Genomic DNA, 17,436 nt, shown 5'->3' with positions numbered 1-17,436 from the left:
AGCCATTAATAACTACTTTTAGGCTCGGTAATAATGAAATGCCTACAGGGAATGCAATCTAAAGCGAGCCCGGTTACGTACTGCAGATATTCTGTTTGGTACTGACTTAACGTATCGCTTTATATCGATAAGGCTGTAAATTTGAATGTTTTTTTACTCAACATAGGTCATCTAAACACTCTTTATTTTTAAAACTTAATGTTATGCTTATGCGCATAAAACTCAACGCCTAAGGACTTAAAATGACACAACACTTTGATTACATTGCAATTGGCGGTGGCAGCGGTGGTATTGCTTCTGCAAACAGAGCTGCAATGCGCGGTGCTAAAGTGGCACTTATTGAAGCAAAACACATGGGTGGTACCTGTGTAAACGTAGGCTGTGTGCCTAAAAAGGTTATGTGGCACGGCGCACAAGTAGCCGAAGCAATTAACTTATATGCACCCGATTACGGTTTTAACGTTGAGGTAAAAGACTTTAATTGGAGCAAACTAGTAGAAAGTCGTGAAGCCTATATTGGCCGAATTCATAAAGGGTACGACAACGGTTTAGCAAGTAATGGCGTCACCGTTATTAAAGGCTTTGCTACCTTTATTGACAGCAAAACAGTAGAAGTAAATGGTGAACACTACACCGCCGATCATATTTTAGTGGCTGTAGGTGGGCGCCCTACTATTCCAAACATTCCGGGCGCTGAGCATGGTATTGATTCAAATGGCTTTTTTGAGCTTAACGAACAACCTAAACGCGTAGCTGTAATCGGTGCAGGTTACATTGCCGTAGAAATTGCAGGTGTATTACATAGTTTAGGCACAGAAACACATTTATTCGTGCGTAAAAGTAAGCCTCTACGTACATTTGACCCTTATATTATCGACACGCTCGTCGATATTATGGCTAAAGAAGGTCCGACTCTTCATACTGAATGCTCCCCTAAAGAAGTAATCAAAGAAAGTGACGGCAGTTTAACTATTCATTTTGAAAACGGTTACAGCCAAAATGTTGATCAGGTTATTTGGGCCATTGGCCGCACACCTACAACAGACAAGATAAACCTTGCAGCAGCCGGTGTAGAAGTAAATGAAAGCGGTTATGTGAAAGTAGATGAGTACCAAAATACGACTGCTAAAAACGTTTATGCAGTGGGTGATATTATTGAAGGCGGTATTGAGCTTACTCCTGTTGCAGTTAAAGCAGGCCGTACGTTATCAGAACGCTTATTTAATAAAGCACTCCCTGATGATTTAAAAATGGATTACAGCCTAGTACCAACAGTCGTATTTAGTCATCCGCCTATCGGCACCATTGGTTTAACCGAGCAAGAAGCGATTTCTCAGTACGGCGCAGAAAACGTAAAAGTGTATAAATCAAGCTTTGCTGCTATGTACACAGCGGTAACTCAGCACCGTCAAGCATGCAACATGATGCTAGTTTGCGCAGGGGAAGACGAAAAAGTAGTTGGCTTACATGGCCTTGGTTTTGCCGTTGATGAAATGATTCAGGGTTTTGCCGTAGCGATGAAAATGGGCGCAACTAAAGCTGACTTTGACGCTGTTGTTGCACTTCACCCAACGGGCTCTGAAGAGTTTGTGACTATGCGCTAAGCTATTTAACCTAAATTCTGGATAAAAAATCACTTAATCAGAGTTCAGGTTATTTATTAATTTAACAACGTTAAGCCCCTTACACATACGTGCTAAGGGGCTTTTTTATTAAGGTTAAATTTGCTTATTAGCTAAATAACTCAATATACTAGCGTGTGTTTATCAACATACCTACAACTGGATATTATGATTACTGATATATTGCTACACCCGTTTCTTGTTTCAATTGTTATGCTAGGCATTGCATTTGGTTTAAAAGTACTTGTTGATAAATTAGCGAGGAACCGCGCAGAAAAAAAAGACAAAGATATTCGCTACATTGCGCATAACATTAAGCATTTTATTAATTTTGTGTTGGTGTTGTCGCTATTGTTTGTGTGGTCGACTGAAATTCAAAATTTTGCGTTATCTATCGCGGCCTTTGCAGTTGCCATTGTTTTAGCCACTCGTGAGTTTATTCAATGTGTTATTGGCTTTTTTTACTTAGTCACTACACGCCCATTTAGAGTAGGCGACTGGGTGCAAGTCGGTGAATATTACGGTGAAGTAGCAGAAACAGACTGGATAAAAACAACCATGCATGAAATAGACATGCACACTTATCAATTTTCAAGAAAAACGATTTACATACCTAATAATAAACTCATCACCAGCCCAATTAAAAATCTAAATTATGTAAAACGCTTTGCAACACATAGCTTTTCTATTGTTCGAAAAGAGAGCTTTAACCCTTACCCAATTTACGACACGCTCTCGGTGAAAGCTAAAATGTACTGCGAAGAGTTTGAAGAGCTCGCCACTCGTTATAACTCGATTATTGAGCGAAAACTAGATGCAAAAATATCGGGCCCTGCACCAGAAATACATTTTGGAACAACCGAATTGGGTGAGTTTAAAGCGCGCTTTACGCTATTTTGCCCAACCGAGCAGGCACTGGACATAGAGCATAAACTCACTGAGTGTTTTATGGCGCTATGGTATGAAGAAGAAATGAAGCATAAAATTGCGTTAAGCGGAGTAAATAACCAAGCAACTAGCTCATAGAGCGACTAGGCGCGAAGGGTTTCGCGCCTAAACTTTATCGGTTGGGCCTTTAAGTTGTTCCACCGACCGTTAGCTGATCAATTTTAAGGCTAGGCTGACCAACGCCTACCGGTACGCTTTGACCATCTTTACCACAAACACCAACACCTTTATCAAGTGCTAAGTCGTTACCAACCATCGATATTTGCTGCATTACTTCTGGGCCATTACCAATAAGTGTTGCGCCTTTAATCGGCTGAGTAATTTTACCGTTTTCAATTAAGTACGCTTCTGATGCACTAAATACAAACTTACCCGAGGTAATATCAACCTGCCCGCCACCAAAGTTAGGTGCAAACACCCCTTTTTTAACGCTGCTGATAATATCGGCCTGGCTGTGCTCTCCACCTAACATGTAAGTATTGGTCATGCGAGGCATAGGTAAATGCGCGTAAGACTCGCGACGTGCGTTACCTGTAGGATTTACACCCATTAAACGCGCGTTTAGCTTATCTTGCATATAGCCTTTTAAAATACCTTTTTCGATCAGTATATTGTAAGCTGCAGGTGTGCCTTCGTCATCTACGTTAAGCGACCCTCGGCGATCGGCCATTGTACCATCATCAACCACTGTACATAGTTCAGACGCTACTTTTTGCCCAACTTTACCGCTAAATGCAGATGCACCTTTGCGGTTAAAGTCACCTTCAAGTCCATGCCCTACCGCTTCGTGTAAAAGCACGCCAGGCCAACCATTACCTAATACTACTTCCATAGTGCCAGCTGGTGCGTCAATGGCTTCTAGGTTGACTTTAGCTTGGCGTACAGCCTCTTGTGCAAACTCCATCCAACGTGGTTTACCGTTTACCAGCTCTTTAAAATAGCCGTAATCTAAACGTGCTCCACCGCCTGCGCCACCGCGCTCACGACGGCCATTTTTTTCAAGCAATACTGAACAGTTTAAACGAATAAGCGGGCGAATATCGGTAGCAAATGTACCGTCACTGGCTGCAATTAATACTTCTTCGTATACTGCTGACATAGAGCTAATTACTTGCTCTGCATCGGGGGCGAGTTCTCGAATGTAGTTTTCAAGCTCGCGTAATAAACTAACTTTATCGCTATCGCTCATACTTGAAATTGGCTGATGCGGTGCAAATTGCACTTTTGCTGATACATCGCTAAATACTTTAATAGCTTTATCTTCGCCTGCATCGGCAATGCTGCGAGCTGCTGTAGCCGCTTTGTTAAGCGCTTCTAAGTTGATAGCATCTGAATATGAAAAGCCCGTTTTTTCGCCGCTTACTGCACGTACGCCAACTCCGCGTTCTACATTGTAAGAGCCTTCTTTTACTAGGCCATCTTCAAGTACCCACGACTCGTGATGACTCGATTGAAAGTATAAATCGGCGTAATCTACTTTGTGCTGATGTATGTAGGCGAGCGTTTTTTCGAGCTCTTCTCTATTTAGCTGGCTGTCGTGTAATAAATGCTGTTCAACCGAATTCATAATAAATGCTCTCTAAATCGTTGATGAGACTGCACAGGCATATCTCGTCTAATTTTTTTTAACTGCTCTAAATCAGCGTTAGCGCTAATAAAACCTGTACCGCTGGGTAAATTACTTAAAGTGTTACCCCAGGGTGAAATAATAATACTGTGACCATACGTTTGTCGGCCATTTTCATGTGCGCCATATTGGGCCGCAGCAACGACATAACACTGGGTTTCTATTGCTCGCGCCGCTAATAATGCCTGCCAATGTACTTGACCTGTAACCATTGTAAATGCACTTGGTACTAAAATAACCTCTGCGCCTTTACGCACAAGCGCAGTAAATAAGCCACTAAAACGCAGATCATAACATACTGTTAGACCTAGTTTACCAAAGGGGGATTCAACCACAACCACATCGCTACCAGCTTGGGTAAAATCGGATTCGCGGTAACTCCCCGTTTTATCATCTACGTTTACATCAAATAGGTGTATTTTATTATACGTTGCAACGCACTCACCCTGATTATTATATAAATGTGAGGCGGCATAATATTTAGTATTGTTGTAAGGCTCAGGAATTGTCCCTGCGCTTAACCAAATATTATGGTGTTTACACAACTGGCTTATTTGACGTTTGTATTGCTCAATATGTTTAGCTATTAACAGCGTGTCGTGACCGCTTTTGCTAAACACTAAAAAGGCCTCAGGGAGACATACAAGCAATGGCCGTGTTGCGGGAAGTGTGGTTAATGCTTTTTTTAACTCTGCAATATTGTCGTCAGCATTTAGACCAGAACACATTTGTAAAGCAAATATATTGTGGTTATTAGGGATCGCTAAATTAGTCATTGGTTGCGGTTACTTCAGCATCTTTAAGTTTTAAATCGACTGAGGCTTGGGGCTGGTTTTGCGCTGCTTGTGGTAATGTAACTTCACGGCTTTTACGGTCGAGCTCCTGAACAACAGGCTCACTCATGGTGCCAGTCACTTTAAAGTTAATTTCAGAAATTACGCGCGCAGAGTGTATTACTTTATCTAGTGCCAATGCTGCTAGCCCTGTTACTGGGTTTACCATCCACGCCACAATAACCGGAATACTTGAGGTAACCTGCGGCGCAACAGCGAGATCGTAGTTGATATCAAGCGTATTTAAATTTGCATACCCTTTGATAGTTAAATCAGCCGGAACGCCATCCATCTTAGTGTCTTTTGTATAAGCGATACCGTTCTCTAACTGCATAGAACCTTGCATGCTGTTGTAGAAAAAACCTTTTGAAAATACGTCTCTAAAATCAAGTTTTAGTTTTCGAACCAACGAATCTAAGCTCAACAACGAAAAAACCCGTGCGCCACCATCACTAATTTCTGTTAGGTGCCCTTCTCCTAAATCCCAATCAATTTCACCACTGAGGCTCGGAACATCAAATGAGTAAGGTGGGGCTTGCCAAGCAAGATTGTAATTTATAGTGGCCTTAGAGCCTTTTATAGCCGTGGTAATATCAAACTCATCAAACAACGCACCTATATCATCACTTTTAACTTCACCGCTTAACTGTGTGGTGCCATCTTTCCATTGCCCTTTCGTGCGCAAAATATGATCGCCTTTATCAACAACCAACTCAGAAATAACCAAACGTTTGCCGTCACCAAGTAACGAGGCGCTTACTTTATCTAATTGGTAGTTGGTAATTTTACAATCTGCACATTCAAACTCTATAGCCGGTAAGTTCGTCAGCCACGTTAAATCGGTGTCAGGGTCTGCTTTTGCAACCTCAGTGATGGGCGCTTCAATTTGCTCTGCAAAATTCACGCGTAAATAATCTGCGTTAACTCTAATTGGCTGGCTGCGCTGCGAAGTAGGAATAAATACACCTGCACGTAATTCTTTGGCATTTAATTTTAAATACACATTGCTTTGCTCAGGGGCTAGGCGCATTTCAAAATCATTAAACACCATAGTGCTAATATCAAGCATGCCAATATTTGCGACTATCTCATTAAGTGGTGGCATAATGCCTTGTGATTCAGGGTCATCCTCATTTTGGGCCGCACTAATTATTTGATCAATAAGATCAACCCAAGGTACAAGTTCGGTTTGCTCTAGGTTTATTGAAACGCTTAAATCTTGTGAATTTAGCCCTAAATCTTGCTTACCGATAACAAAATGCGCATTACTAAATTGCGATTTTCCATTTTCTAATATTGCATTAAAATAAAACTGCTTATTTACCTGTGCAGTTATAAGGTTTGAAATATCATCGCCTTGAACAACCGCATCAAGAACCCACGGTTGTGTCTCGGCTTTTTTGTATGGTGCTGGTAATTTACTTGTTAACCCAACGAGGTCAGATTTAACCTGTGCACGATAATTAAACCCTTGCTCAGTAAAGTTAAGCACAAGTCCAATATCAACAGCACTTTGCCCTTCAAGTGACCCTTTTAAAATACCTTGCCCGCTTTCGATTAAAGTATTGGCATCAAGTTGTGCATTAATATTTATGTTTGCTTTGTAGTCACTCGCTTCACTTTGGCTGTTGTAATTAAGTGCCAGCGGCATCCCAAGCCATGTAGCGCTCGCATTTTTAAGTTCGATATTATCGTTTTTAAAGTTAAGCACGCCGGTTAAGTTATTTAACGCAATACCGGGTGTGGCAATAAATACAGGTAAATCATCTAGTTTTACAGTGCCGCTAACACTGGCACCACCTTCAAACTTTGAACCTACCAGTAACTCAATGCTGGCATCGGCTTCACCTTGGCCTTGTATTACCTCAAAAATATCAGCTAGCGGGCTCGCAATCGGCGTAGCTTTAAAAAAGGTGTACAGGTTTTCCATCGGTGCTTTTTTATCTATTTGCACCACCAGCTCATCGGCATTCATTAAATCATTAATGCTAACTTTAACGCTATTACCCACATCTAAATTAACCAAAGAGCCTTGTTGGCTGTAAATGTCCATGCGTTCATTAGCAAAATGTAGTTTTACCTTTACATCTGTTACTGCTGGCCACTTTGGGTCAAACTGGTACGTGGCATTGTCAATTTGAGCAAGTACATCAAATTGCCCTGAGCCATCTTTAAATGGAAATCCTGATAACGGCCCTGCAAATAGAACCTGCGCTTTTGATATTTCACCGCCTTTTATAGCCCCGTTTAGGTAGCTAACTAATTCTGGGCTCATCGCTTTTAACGGAAAATAATGACCGGCAATACTGGCATCCTCTGCAAATGCCTCTGCGTATAAATCAAGACGCGGTGTATCACCAAAGCTCAGTTGCATTTCTGCGGCTAGCGTTATCTCATTGTTATCAAACCAAACATTATCACTGCTAATACGCCAGTTATTATTTTGCTTTGCGAGGTCTAATTCTATATTGAGCTGGTTATAATTAATGTTGTCACTAAAACTATCGCCAGTTATTAAAGTGCCGTTTTCGCCAAATAAGCTGATACGGCCTTTATCTTGGTTTAATAAACCGCTTACGCGTAAACCTTGCGCAGCTGGCACTGAATTAAGCTCTTGCCAGCCTATGTTATTGGCGTTAAACCATACTTGCCACTGCTGGTTACTCTCGTAATTAACGTACGCCTGCTGTATTTGGCCACTTGGTTTGCGTTTTAAAAACGCGTCGAGAGAGTCAAAATTTGTCAGCGCTGCCAAGTTAGCCAGTAGCGCTATATCTATTTGATTTAACCAAATTTGATTATTTTCACCAAGTTGAGCCTCAAACTCTAAGCTTGGCCATGTCGTATTATTGTTATTAAACGCTAAACCAGTGCTTTTTAAAAACCAATTACCTTGCTCGGGATAAAGATGAAAGCCACCTTCACTTAAACTAACTTGCTGGCTTTGCGCTTCTTTAAACCAAGTAACAGAACTAGGCAGCCACTGCATTTTTATATCGTCAATTAGGCCTTTTTCAATTTTTAGCCACGCTTGTAAATTGATATCGCTGGTTAATTGTTGTTTTTCAGTATTTATATATTGCGCCAACCAATTAGACACATCCACCTTATTGGCTTGGACATACATATTGCCAGCAACTTCTTCTAAGCTTTCACCTTTGAGAGCAATGCGTGCGTCAAAGGTGCCCACTGTGATGCCAGGTAAAGCTAATGTTCCGCTACCTAAATGTTGAGACTCTTCATTTTGCCAAATGATATTTTCAAGCAGAAGTTTTCGCTCTTTGTTATCGTCTAAAACAAAATTAATACTGGAGTTTTCTATTGCAAAATGACCGGTATTACCTAAAAACAGCCCTTCTATAAGCTCTTTTTGCTCAAACGAAACATCATCTTGGTTACCGCTTTCAAACAGGTCTGTCACGTTTACCGTGGTATGAAAGCCATTTATAACAAAGTAGTTAGACTTTAACTGCAGGGTTTTAATGCTTTCCCATAAATTAAGCTCTAAGCTAGTTTTTGCAATAGTGAGGGAAATTGGCGCAGTTTCGTTGTCTTTAAACGATAGATCTTCAAGCACAAGAGCAGGACCATTTCCCTGCCAGCTCGCTGAAATAGCGCCAATAGATAAACTAATAGCAAACTTTTCGTCTAGGTAGGTTTCTATATCACCTTTGTAATCATTTGCGTAAGGGAGTGTGTACTTTAATATTGAAACAATAACGGCCAGTAATACTAAAATTATGGCACAGGTTTGCCATAACTTTCTAAAACAAAAAAAACAGACCGCTTTTGCATTCATTACATCATTACCACATCAAACTGTTCTTGGCTGTATAAGCTTTCTGTTTGTATGTGTACTTGCTTACCTATAAATAGCTCAAGCTCCGCCAAGTTGTGGTATTCATCATTAAGTAAGGCTTCACTTACTGCTGGTGCTGCATAAACCATGAATTTATCGGCTGCGTAGGCGCGGTTTACGCGAACAATTTCACGTAATATTTCGTAGCATACCGTTTCGACTGTTTTTTGTGAGCCACGCCCTGAACATGCCGGGCATACATCACATAAAATATGCTCTAAGCTTTCGCGAGTGCGTTTTCGGGTCATTTCAACTAGCCCAAGTGCCGACAAACCATTGATATTTGTTTTAGTGCGATCTTTAGCTAGCGCCGACTCTAACGAGTGTAATACACGGCTTTTATGCTCTTCGCTGACCATATCGATAAAGTCGATAATAATTATTCCACCTAAATTACGAAGCCTTAACTGGCGCGCAATGGCAGACGTTGCCTCGACATTAGTGTTAAAAATAGTCTCTTCTAAATTACGATGGCCGACAAACGCACCGGTGTTTACGTCAACCGTAGTCATCGCTTCTGTTTGATCAATAATGATGTACCCGCCTGACTTTAACGTGACTTTGCGATGCAACGCTTTTTGCACTTCGTTTTCTACATCAAATAAATCGAATATAGGTCGCTCACCCGGGTAGTACTCGAGTACCTGTGAAAGTTGCGGCACAAATTCTTCGGTAAATATTTTTAGCTCTTGGTAGGTAAGCTTTGAGTCAACACGAATACGCTCCATGTCTTCACCTACGTAATCACGAAGTGTTCTAAATGCAAGCGTTAGGTCTTCATGTAATATGGTTGCTTTACTGGTTTTTTTACGACGTGCGGTTATTTTTTCCCATAATTTTCTTAAAAAACCAGCATCGTGTCTTAACTCTGCTTCGCTTGCACCTTCAGCCGCGGTACGTACTATAAAACTGCCATTTTCATCGCCATATTCGGCAACAATTTTTTTAAGGCGAGATCGCTCCTCTTCAGTTTCTATTCGTTGGCTTACACCAACATGCGTTGCGTCTGGCATAAATACTAAGTAGCGAGATGGAATAGTGATGTCGGTAGTGAGTCTCGCGCCTTTTGTGCCTAATGGATCTTTAACCACTTGCACCATAATGTATTGACCTTGGCGCACTAACTCTCGTATATCTTGCACTTTCTTTATTGGTACATCGTCAACACCTTCAACAATGGAGGCACTGTTTACTATGTCAGATGCATGTAAAAATGCAGCTTTCTCTAGGCCAATATCAACAAAAGCGGCCTGCATTCCAGGTAAAACGCGGCTTATTTTTCCTAGATAAATATTGCCAACAATACCTAGGTTACCAATTCGTTCTAACTGAATTTCTTGCAGCACACCGTTTTCGATTAGGGCAACACGACTTTCACTCGGTGTTACGTTGATCAGTAATTCTGTACTCATGCTACCCTCTTAAAAATGCGTGTAATAATTGTTCAGTCTCATATAAAGGTAAACCGACAACACTAAAATAGCTACCCGCAATATGTGTAACAAAGCGACCACCTAGCCCCTGAATACCATAACCACCGGCTTTATCTTGCGGCTCACCACTTTGCCAATAGGCTTTAATCTCTTCATCGCTCAGTTTTTTAAATGTCACATCGGTACTGATAACTTGGCTAAGCACTTTATCTTCAGTCGCAAAAGCAATAGCGGTTAGTACCTGGTGAGTGTTTCCAGACAAGCGTTTAAGTGTATGCGTAAAATCGGCTTCATCGCGTGGTTTACACAACGATTCATTATCAATAACAACTACTGTGTCACTACCTAAAACTGGACGGTCTGTGTAACCAAGCTTGACACCTGAGCACGCTTTTAGCCTCGCTAAGCGCTCTACATAGGCATGAGGAAGTTCATTAGGGAGTTGGCTCTCGTCTGCATCAACACTAAATTGCGAAAATTCGATACCAAGTTGAGCCAATAGCTCTTTACGACGAGGAGAAGCTGATGCCAGATATACGGCAGTATTCATTATCTGATCCTAAAATGTCTGCGGTATTTACGAAGTAATAAAAACACCCAAAACCAACTAATCATGCCAGTAAATACCGGCCATAAGTATTGTGGGTTAAAGTAAACACCAAGCAAAAAATGGTTTAGCCAAAACTGCATTAAATGATACAGCGTTAAAAACAAACCAATTAACAAACTTTGCTGCCAAAGCGAGAAGTTACGAATTTTTTGAAAGTTACTTGCGGTAATAAATATACATACCGAAAATGTCAGCGAGTTAACACCTAAAGGTGAGCCTGACGCTAAATCAATGAGTAAACCGACCACCCAAGCAGTACCAATATTCAACCGATGTGGCACGGCCAATGACCAATACATAAGTACTAATAAGACCCAATCCGGTCTAAATGGTTCAAACGAAAATGGCAGCGGCATTAGCGCCATAATTAAAGCAAAAAATATGCTCAGCGCAATTAACAATGAATAACGGTTAATCATCGTTTATTTGCTCCTGCTGGCTGCGCCATAGAATTACAAGTAAGCGAATACGGTCGAGCAACGCAATAGGCTCTGCATATACTTGTGCAAATGGACGGCCTTCATCTCGGTTAATTTCTGTCACAATGGCGACAGGATAACCCTCAGGAAATGTGCCTCCAAGCCCTGAAGTCACTAATACATCACCAATACGCACATCTAAGCTGTGTGGAACATGCGAAAGCTTAACCACGTTAATTTTACCAATGCCTTCAACTACGGTTCGTACGTCGTTTCTAAGTATGCGCACAGGTGTTGCGTGAGTTGTATCGGTCATCAATAATACGCGCGACGTAGTGGAACCTACTTTAGTAAGCTGCCCTACCACCCCCATTTCGTCTATTACCGCTTGCCCTTCGCTTATACCGTCTGTAGTACCACGGTTAATAACGACTTGATGGCTATATGGGTTTGAGTGAACCGATAATACTTGTGCAATAATTTTACGATTAGATTGTTTTGCTGACGAACCAAGTAATGCACGTAACTTTTGGTTTTCTCTGGCTAAAAATTGGTACTGTTGCAGCTGCTCACTTTGTAGCATTTGCTTTTTCTTCAGTGCTTCGTTTTCAGTAAGGAGTTGATCTCGCGTGTGTAAGCTTTTAGCGCCAATGCTAAATAACTCATAAGGTAAGTTGGCAACATAAATAAGCGGGCTAACCAGTGTATTTAAACTGGTGCGCACAACGGTTCCACCTTCTGTGTACCTATCTCCTGCTATGAGTACGATACTCAAAAGCACTGCGACAAAAAGTCGCAGTTGCAAAGAGACAGTGCGCCCAAACATTAATTTCATTAGTCGTAACTAAAAACGTCACCACCGTGAACATCAATCATTTCTAATGCTTTACCGCCGCCACGTGCTACACACGTTAGTGGGTCGTCAGCAACAACAACAGGAATGCCTGTTTCTTCCATTAATAAGCGATCTAAATCTTTTAATAGTGCACCACCGCCAGTCAGTACCATACCGTGCGCAGAAATATCTGATGCAAGCTCTGGTGGTGATTGCTCAAGGGCAACCATTACTGCACTTACAATACCCATTAGAGGCTCTTGAAGCGCTTCTAAGATTTCATGTGAGTTAAGCGTAAATGAACGTGGAACACCTTCAGCTAGGTTACGGCCACGTACTTCGATTTCAATTGGCTCATCCGTTTTAAACGCAGAACCAATTTGGTGCTTAATGTTTTCAGCGGTTGCTTCACCAATTAAACTACCAAAGTTACGGCGTACATAGTTAATAATAGCTTCGTCAAATTTATCGCCACCAATACGTACTGATGATGAGTAAACCACACCATTTAGTGAAATAATAGCAACTTCAGTTGTACCACCACCAATATCAACAACCATAGAGCCCGTTGCTTCTGATACCGGTAAACCCGCACCAATTGCCGCAGCCATTGGTTCTTCAATTAGGTAAACTTCTCGAGCGCCAGCGCCCATTGCAGATTCACGAATTGCGCGTTTTTCTACTTGCGTTGCACCACATGGTACACAAATTAGTACGCGCGGACTTGGGCGCATAAAGTTATTGTTATGCACTTGCTTTATGAAGTGTTGTAACATTTTTTCTGTTACATAAAAGTCAGCAATTACACCGTCTTTCATTGGGCGGATTGCTTTAATATTACCCGGTGTACGACCTAGCATCTGTTTTGCTTCGGTACCTACCGATGCAACACTTTTAGGGCCACCAGCACGCTCTTGACGGATAGCAACAACTGAAGGCTCGTTTAGAACAATACCTTCTTCTTTTACATAAATTAGGGTATTGGCTGTACCCAAGTCGATCGACAGATCGTTAGAAAAAATACCACGGAGTTTTTTAAACATGAGGCTGGATGACCTTTGAAATACGTTCTTATATTAGCTGCCTCACTTTAACATGCTCATTTTGATGAGCAATATAAAGTGCAGCGCCTTTGTGAATTTGTTAAAAAAGGAAGCAATGCTTCCTTATAAATTTATCTCTCGCGAACTAAGCGAAAACCAATGTAGTTTGATCTAAAATCAGGCGCTAAAATTAATCGTGTTGATACGCGTGCAAGGCTTGGTGCAAAGTTCCATGCCCCGCCTCTTACTGCCACATCCGATTCACCTGATTTTTTACCAGTCCATTCCCATACGTTACCTACCGTATCGTAAAGTCCAAACGCATTTGGAGAAAAAGACCCAACCGGTGCTGCGCGCTTGTTTGACCATTCACTACCACACCAACCACAGTTAGCTAAGTTTTTACCAATTTCGTTACCCCAAGGGTACTCAGTTTCTGTACCTGCACGAGCTGCATATTCCCACTCAACTTCGCTAGGTAAACGAAACTGCTGCCCTGTCTGGCCAGATAACCAGTCAGCATATGCTTTTGCATCGTTATAAGTTAAACATACAGCCGGAAAGTCACTGCCCTGTTCAAAGCCAGGATTGCGCCAGTTTAAAGCCGCTTCCCATACTGGCTCGCCATTTAAATAATATGCGCAGCCTTTATTTATTTCTGCTTCTGTTTTATACGCCGTATTAGCAACAAATTTTTCATAGTCGCCTACAGTCACTTCCTTGCTTTGCATAGCAAAAGAGTTAGCAATGGCTTTTTCAATAACGGGGCGCTCATTAGCTAATCCGTTACCATTGATATCACCCATTTTAAATTTGCCAGCAGGAATAACCACAACAGGTGTTTCTACATTTGCGTTTAAAACGTTAACATTTTCGCTTACTCTGCGTGTTTGTGTTTCTGGTTGCTCGCGAGTATAGGTCGGTGCAGCAATCGACTTAGGCTTTTTTACTAAGTTAGCATTAATTGTTTGCGCTTTATTTAGGTTTACACGTGCTTGGTAAGGCTTGTAACCTAATTTACGAATTTCAATTTCATGAACACCTTTTGGTAAACGCGTAATTAAACGAGTAGAACCAAAGCTTACACCGTTAATGAATACTTCATCATCGTATACATTAGAGCGAAGTGTTAACTCTACCGACTGATCTTTTTTTTGTTCAACAACCGTGTAATCAGACTTAGACTGAACTGGCTGCTTAACAGAATAATCGCGTACAGGCTTGTTGTTTAAACGCGATACCGAAACTGTATTGTTATTATCCGCGCTATTGCTGAATGTTAACTGACTATCTGAATAGGTAGTGCCATAAGTTGGCTGGTAAGCTGTATTTAGCGGTGAACCGTATTCTGAACAATAACGGTTATCTATACTTAATAGGTTACATAAACGGCTGCTATTTACTTCGCCGCGCATTGAAACGCTTAAGTTAACGTTGTAATTACCTTGGCCGCTAAACGCACTATTAACCACATGGCTACTTAAAATTTGTACTTGCGCCCCTGCTAAATTGCGTTTTGGTTCAACTATGCGCTCTTCGGTTAAGTTTGCAAAAATTTGATCTACAAAGCGTTTGGTTGCTTTTTGTAAACCCATTTGCTGACCACGTTGCTCACAGGCCGCAAGTGTTTCGGTGCGCTTACAATTTATTGTATGGTTAACCTCAAGCGTACCTTCACGCGTAAACTCGTTACGCAAGCGCTCAACACGAGCTGTTGTTAACTGCTCTTTTAAACTTTCTAAGGTATTTAGTAAAGTGTGCTTAGCAACTCGTATTTGCTCAATATCTTTTCGGTGAGATGCAATTGCCGCCAACTGCATAGAGATATCATCTTTATTTTGCTTGTGATCAACTACCGCCTGTTGATAGCGAGATTGAGCACTTGTAATATTTATTGATGGATCATCAATTAAACGGCGATACATTTCGTTCATCGCGTCGAGCGCTTGGTTTTTTTCTTTATCTAGCTCAGTTGAACGAGAACGAAGTAGCTCTAATTGATTTTGTAACTGACTTTCTTCTTTTAAATGTTTATCAAGTATTCTTGTCGAGTTATCGTATTCTGTCTGTTTAACACTAATCTCTGACTCAATTCCAGTTACGGTAGCTGTGTCTTGTGCAAATGCACTACTTGCTAACAAACTAGCTGTAATTAACAGAGATAAAGGAGTAATTCGCATATATTCCAGTCCCAAAAAGCGGCAATTATTTGGTCGTTATTATTTTTTTATAATTAAAGTCTTATGCTATGTACTTGCAGCGCAAAACACAAGCTTTGTTCAATTATTATCTTAGTTTACAACTATTCGCCCGTTTCACGCTAGTAAATAACCTGATCATTTACTCTAAACCCGATAAATTGTGAAACAATGCTTAGATTCTCATTAAATTCATAAGCTTACACTTAACAGTGAAACTATTTTATTTTAGGTTATTGATCACCGTTAAGTGTCACTTTGTATTAAAGCTAGCGTATTTGCGTTATTTAACCGTTAACCATTAAAAATAACGTTATCAAATAAACTAGCAAACTTATAAACACTTATTTTTTGTACTAACACTCAGACGTAAATACGCTTAAAGCGGGCGCAGTAATTATATTTTGTTTAGTGTTTTTTTTGGCTTCAACATATTCAATACGGCAATTATCCACTGCAGAATAACTGTTGGGATAAATAATAGCTTTTGCAACTTGTGGGTTGCTAGTAATATTAAATTCCCCAGTATTATCACTCGCAAACTTAGTATCTAAAAATGCCTTAAAAGCGGCCTCGGTTGCAGCAGGGTAGCCGTAAACAATATCAACCATTTTTCCTGAACCAAGCTCGATACTAGCATTAGCTTTATTATGCACACTTTTTATAATGGCTTTTCCATGCACAACGCTTATTTCAGCTTGAATTGATACTTGCAGTGTTTCAAGAATGGATGCGTGTGCCTCACCTTGAAGGTTTAAAAAGCGCGGGGCAAAATAAACAGCTAACGCACCAAAAGTGACAATAACAATGATTAGCTGCAGTAACGAAAAGCCAACCTGTTTTTTTATAAGTATTGTTTCTTGAAATTGCTTCTTCATAACTAAACTCCCTTTACAATTGGTTAACTTTAAAACATGTTTACCAATCTAGCTACTCAAAATTTAATCAACGCACTGTTACACACAACAATCCGTCGTAATTTTGCATAGCCCCTTTTGTTTATAAGCTATAAAATTGGTCATGTATTTTATTAATCCTTTTAATTGAGAAAAAATGCCTGCATCTTTCAAAATAAATGAAACCACTATTACGCAAACAATTGATGATCCGTGGTTAAAAAGTAAAGGCATTGAGTTACTAGTAAAACGAGATGATTTGCTTCACCCTCTAATAAATGGGAATAAGTGGCGCAAACTAAAATATAATTTATTAAAAATGCAGTCGCAGAATAAAACTGAGCTACTTACTTTTGGTGGGGCGTTTTCAAACCACATACATGCATGCGCCGCAGCTGGAAAAATCTTTGGTTTAAAAACACATGGGATTATTCGCGGGCCTAACTTAGATCTAAGCAACCCAACAATTCAATTTGCACAGCAGTGTGGCATGCAGCTTCATGTTGTTAATCGCATTGAATATAAGTTACGAAACGATTCACAATACCTTGCTGAGCTTCAAGAGAAGTTTCCAGATGCGTATATTCTTGCCGAAGGCGGGACAAATACCTACGCAGTACCTGGTTGTGCAGAGCTTGCACAAAGTTTACCAGAACACGATTACCTAATTTGCCCCACAGGAAGCGGAGGGACATTAGCAGGGTTAATTGAGGGGAGTAATACAGCAACACAAATAATAGGAATTGCAGTTTTAAAGCAAGCGCAATATTTAATAGATGAAGTCCGGGAGCTAAGCTGCAAAGCAAAGTCACAAACTAACTGGCAATTACTTTGCGACTTTCATGGAGGTGGTTACGGTAAATTTACCCCTGAGTTATGGGCGTTTTGCCAAAATATTGATATTAAACACAATTTACCATTAGAGCCTATTTATAGTGGTAAAATGATGTACGCAATATGGAACCTAATAGAGCAAGATTATTTTCCTTCTGGCAGTAAAATAATTGCGATTCATACCGGTGGCTTGCAGGGGCTGGAGGGTCTTAAATACAGAAAACTAATTTAGGCATACTTCTTTTCGGTTAAGCCCCATTGCATAAGGCGTTAATTTAC

13 protein-coding genes are annotated in these 17,436 nt (G+C 40.7%); 3 read left to right on the top strand and 10 right to left on the bottom strand.

The window, feature by feature from the left end:
* The first annotated feature begins 242 nt into the window (after positions 1–242).
* Complete coding sequence (gene gorA, locus R0J88_RS10195; RefSeq protein ID WP_006793130.1) at positions 243–1,604, top strand: glutathione-disulfide reductase; 1,362 nt, start codon at positions 243–245, stop codon at positions 1,602–1,604.
* 186 nt (positions 1,605–1,790) lie between these two features.
* On the top strand, positions 1,791–2,648 hold the full coding sequence (locus tag R0J88_RS10190) for a mechanosensitive ion channel family protein (RefSeq protein ID WP_410899828.1): 858 nt from the start codon (positions 1,791–1,793) through the stop codon (positions 2,646–2,648).
* 49 nt (positions 2,649–2,697) lie between these two features.
* Here the strand turns inward: R0J88_RS10190 and tldD are convergent, their stop codons facing one another.
* The 10 genes from tldD to R0J88_RS10140 form a co-directional block, all read right to left on the bottom strand.
* Positions 2,698–4,137 carry a metalloprotease TldD gene (tldD, locus tag R0J88_RS10185; protein WP_410899827.1) on the bottom strand — a complete coding sequence of 480 codons (1,440 nt, stop codon included), beginning with the start codon at positions 4,135–4,137 and terminating at the stop codon, positions 2,698–2,700.
* On the bottom strand, positions 4,134–4,973 hold the full coding sequence (locus tag R0J88_RS10180) for a carbon-nitrogen hydrolase family protein (protein ID WP_410899826.1): 840 nt from the start codon (positions 4,971–4,973) through the stop codon (positions 4,134–4,136). Before R0J88_RS10180 ends, tldD begins: the two co-directional genes overlap by 4 nt.
* Positions 4,966–8,829 (bottom strand): YhdP family protein, encoded by a 3,864-nt coding sequence (locus tag R0J88_RS10175; protein ID WP_410899825.1) that lies wholly within the window; start codon positions 8,827–8,829, stop codon positions 4,966–4,968. Before R0J88_RS10175 ends, R0J88_RS10180 begins: the two co-directional genes overlap by 8 nt.
* Positions 8,829–10,301: a ribonuclease G gene (gene rng / locus R0J88_RS10170; protein WP_006793125.1), complete on the bottom strand. Its 1,473-nt coding sequence runs from the start codon at positions 10,299–10,301 to the stop codon at positions 8,829–8,831. The genes R0J88_RS10175 and rng overlap by 1 nt, the downstream gene beginning before the upstream one ends.
* A 1-nt stretch (position 10,302) precedes the next feature.
* Complete coding sequence (locus R0J88_RS10165) at positions 10,303–10,872, bottom strand: Maf family protein (protein WP_039036275.1); 570 nt, start codon at positions 10,870–10,872, stop codon at positions 10,303–10,305.
* The gene (gene mreD / locus R0J88_RS10160; protein WP_006793123.1) at positions 10,872–11,351 is read right to left on the bottom strand and encodes a rod shape-determining protein MreD; all 480 of its coding nucleotides are present in this window, start codon (positions 11,349–11,351) and stop codon (positions 10,872–10,874) included. Before mreD ends, R0J88_RS10165 begins: the two co-directional genes overlap by 1 nt.
* Positions 11,344–12,186, bottom strand: coding sequence for a rod shape-determining protein MreC (mreC, locus tag R0J88_RS10155; RefSeq protein ID WP_006793122.1), 843 nt, complete (start codon positions 12,184–12,186; stop codon positions 11,344–11,346). The genes mreD and mreC overlap by 8 nt, the downstream gene beginning before the upstream one ends.
* Complete coding sequence (locus R0J88_RS10150; protein WP_002958401.1) at positions 12,186–13,229, bottom strand: rod shape-determining protein; 1,044 nt, start codon at positions 13,227–13,229, stop codon at positions 12,186–12,188. Before R0J88_RS10150 ends, mreC begins: the two co-directional genes overlap by 1 nt.
* A gap of 131 nt (positions 13,230–13,360) precedes the next feature.
* A complete protein-coding gene (locus tag R0J88_RS10145) occupies positions 13,361–15,409 on the bottom strand; it encodes a formylglycine-generating enzyme family protein (protein WP_039036274.1) in 2,049 nt (682 codons plus the stop codon).
* A 374-nt stretch (positions 15,410–15,783) separates the two neighbouring features.
* On the bottom strand, positions 15,784–16,305 hold the full coding sequence (locus R0J88_RS10140; RefSeq protein WP_410899824.1) for a type II secretion system protein: 522 nt from the start codon (positions 16,303–16,305) through the stop codon (positions 15,784–15,786).
* Positions 16,306–16,480: 175 nt separating this feature from the next.
* On the opposite strand from R0J88_RS10140, the gene R0J88_RS10135 reads away from it, so the two are divergent.
* Entirely contained in the window at positions 16,481–17,389 is a 909-nt protein-coding gene (locus R0J88_RS10135) for a 1-aminocyclopropane-1-carboxylate deaminase/D-cysteine desulfhydrase (protein WP_410899823.1), read from the top strand.
* Positions 17,390–17,436: the final 47 nt, after the last annotated feature.

The sequence above is a fragment of the Pseudoalteromonas sp. SIMBA_162 genome, from assembly GCF_046535955.1.
Taxonomy (GTDB): domain Bacteria; phylum Pseudomonadota; class Gammaproteobacteria; order Enterobacterales; family Alteromonadaceae; genus Pseudoalteromonas; species Pseudoalteromonas marina.
The sequence above is the reverse complement of the archived record's forward strand: the minus strand, read 5'-3'. Positions and strand labels throughout refer to the sequence as shown.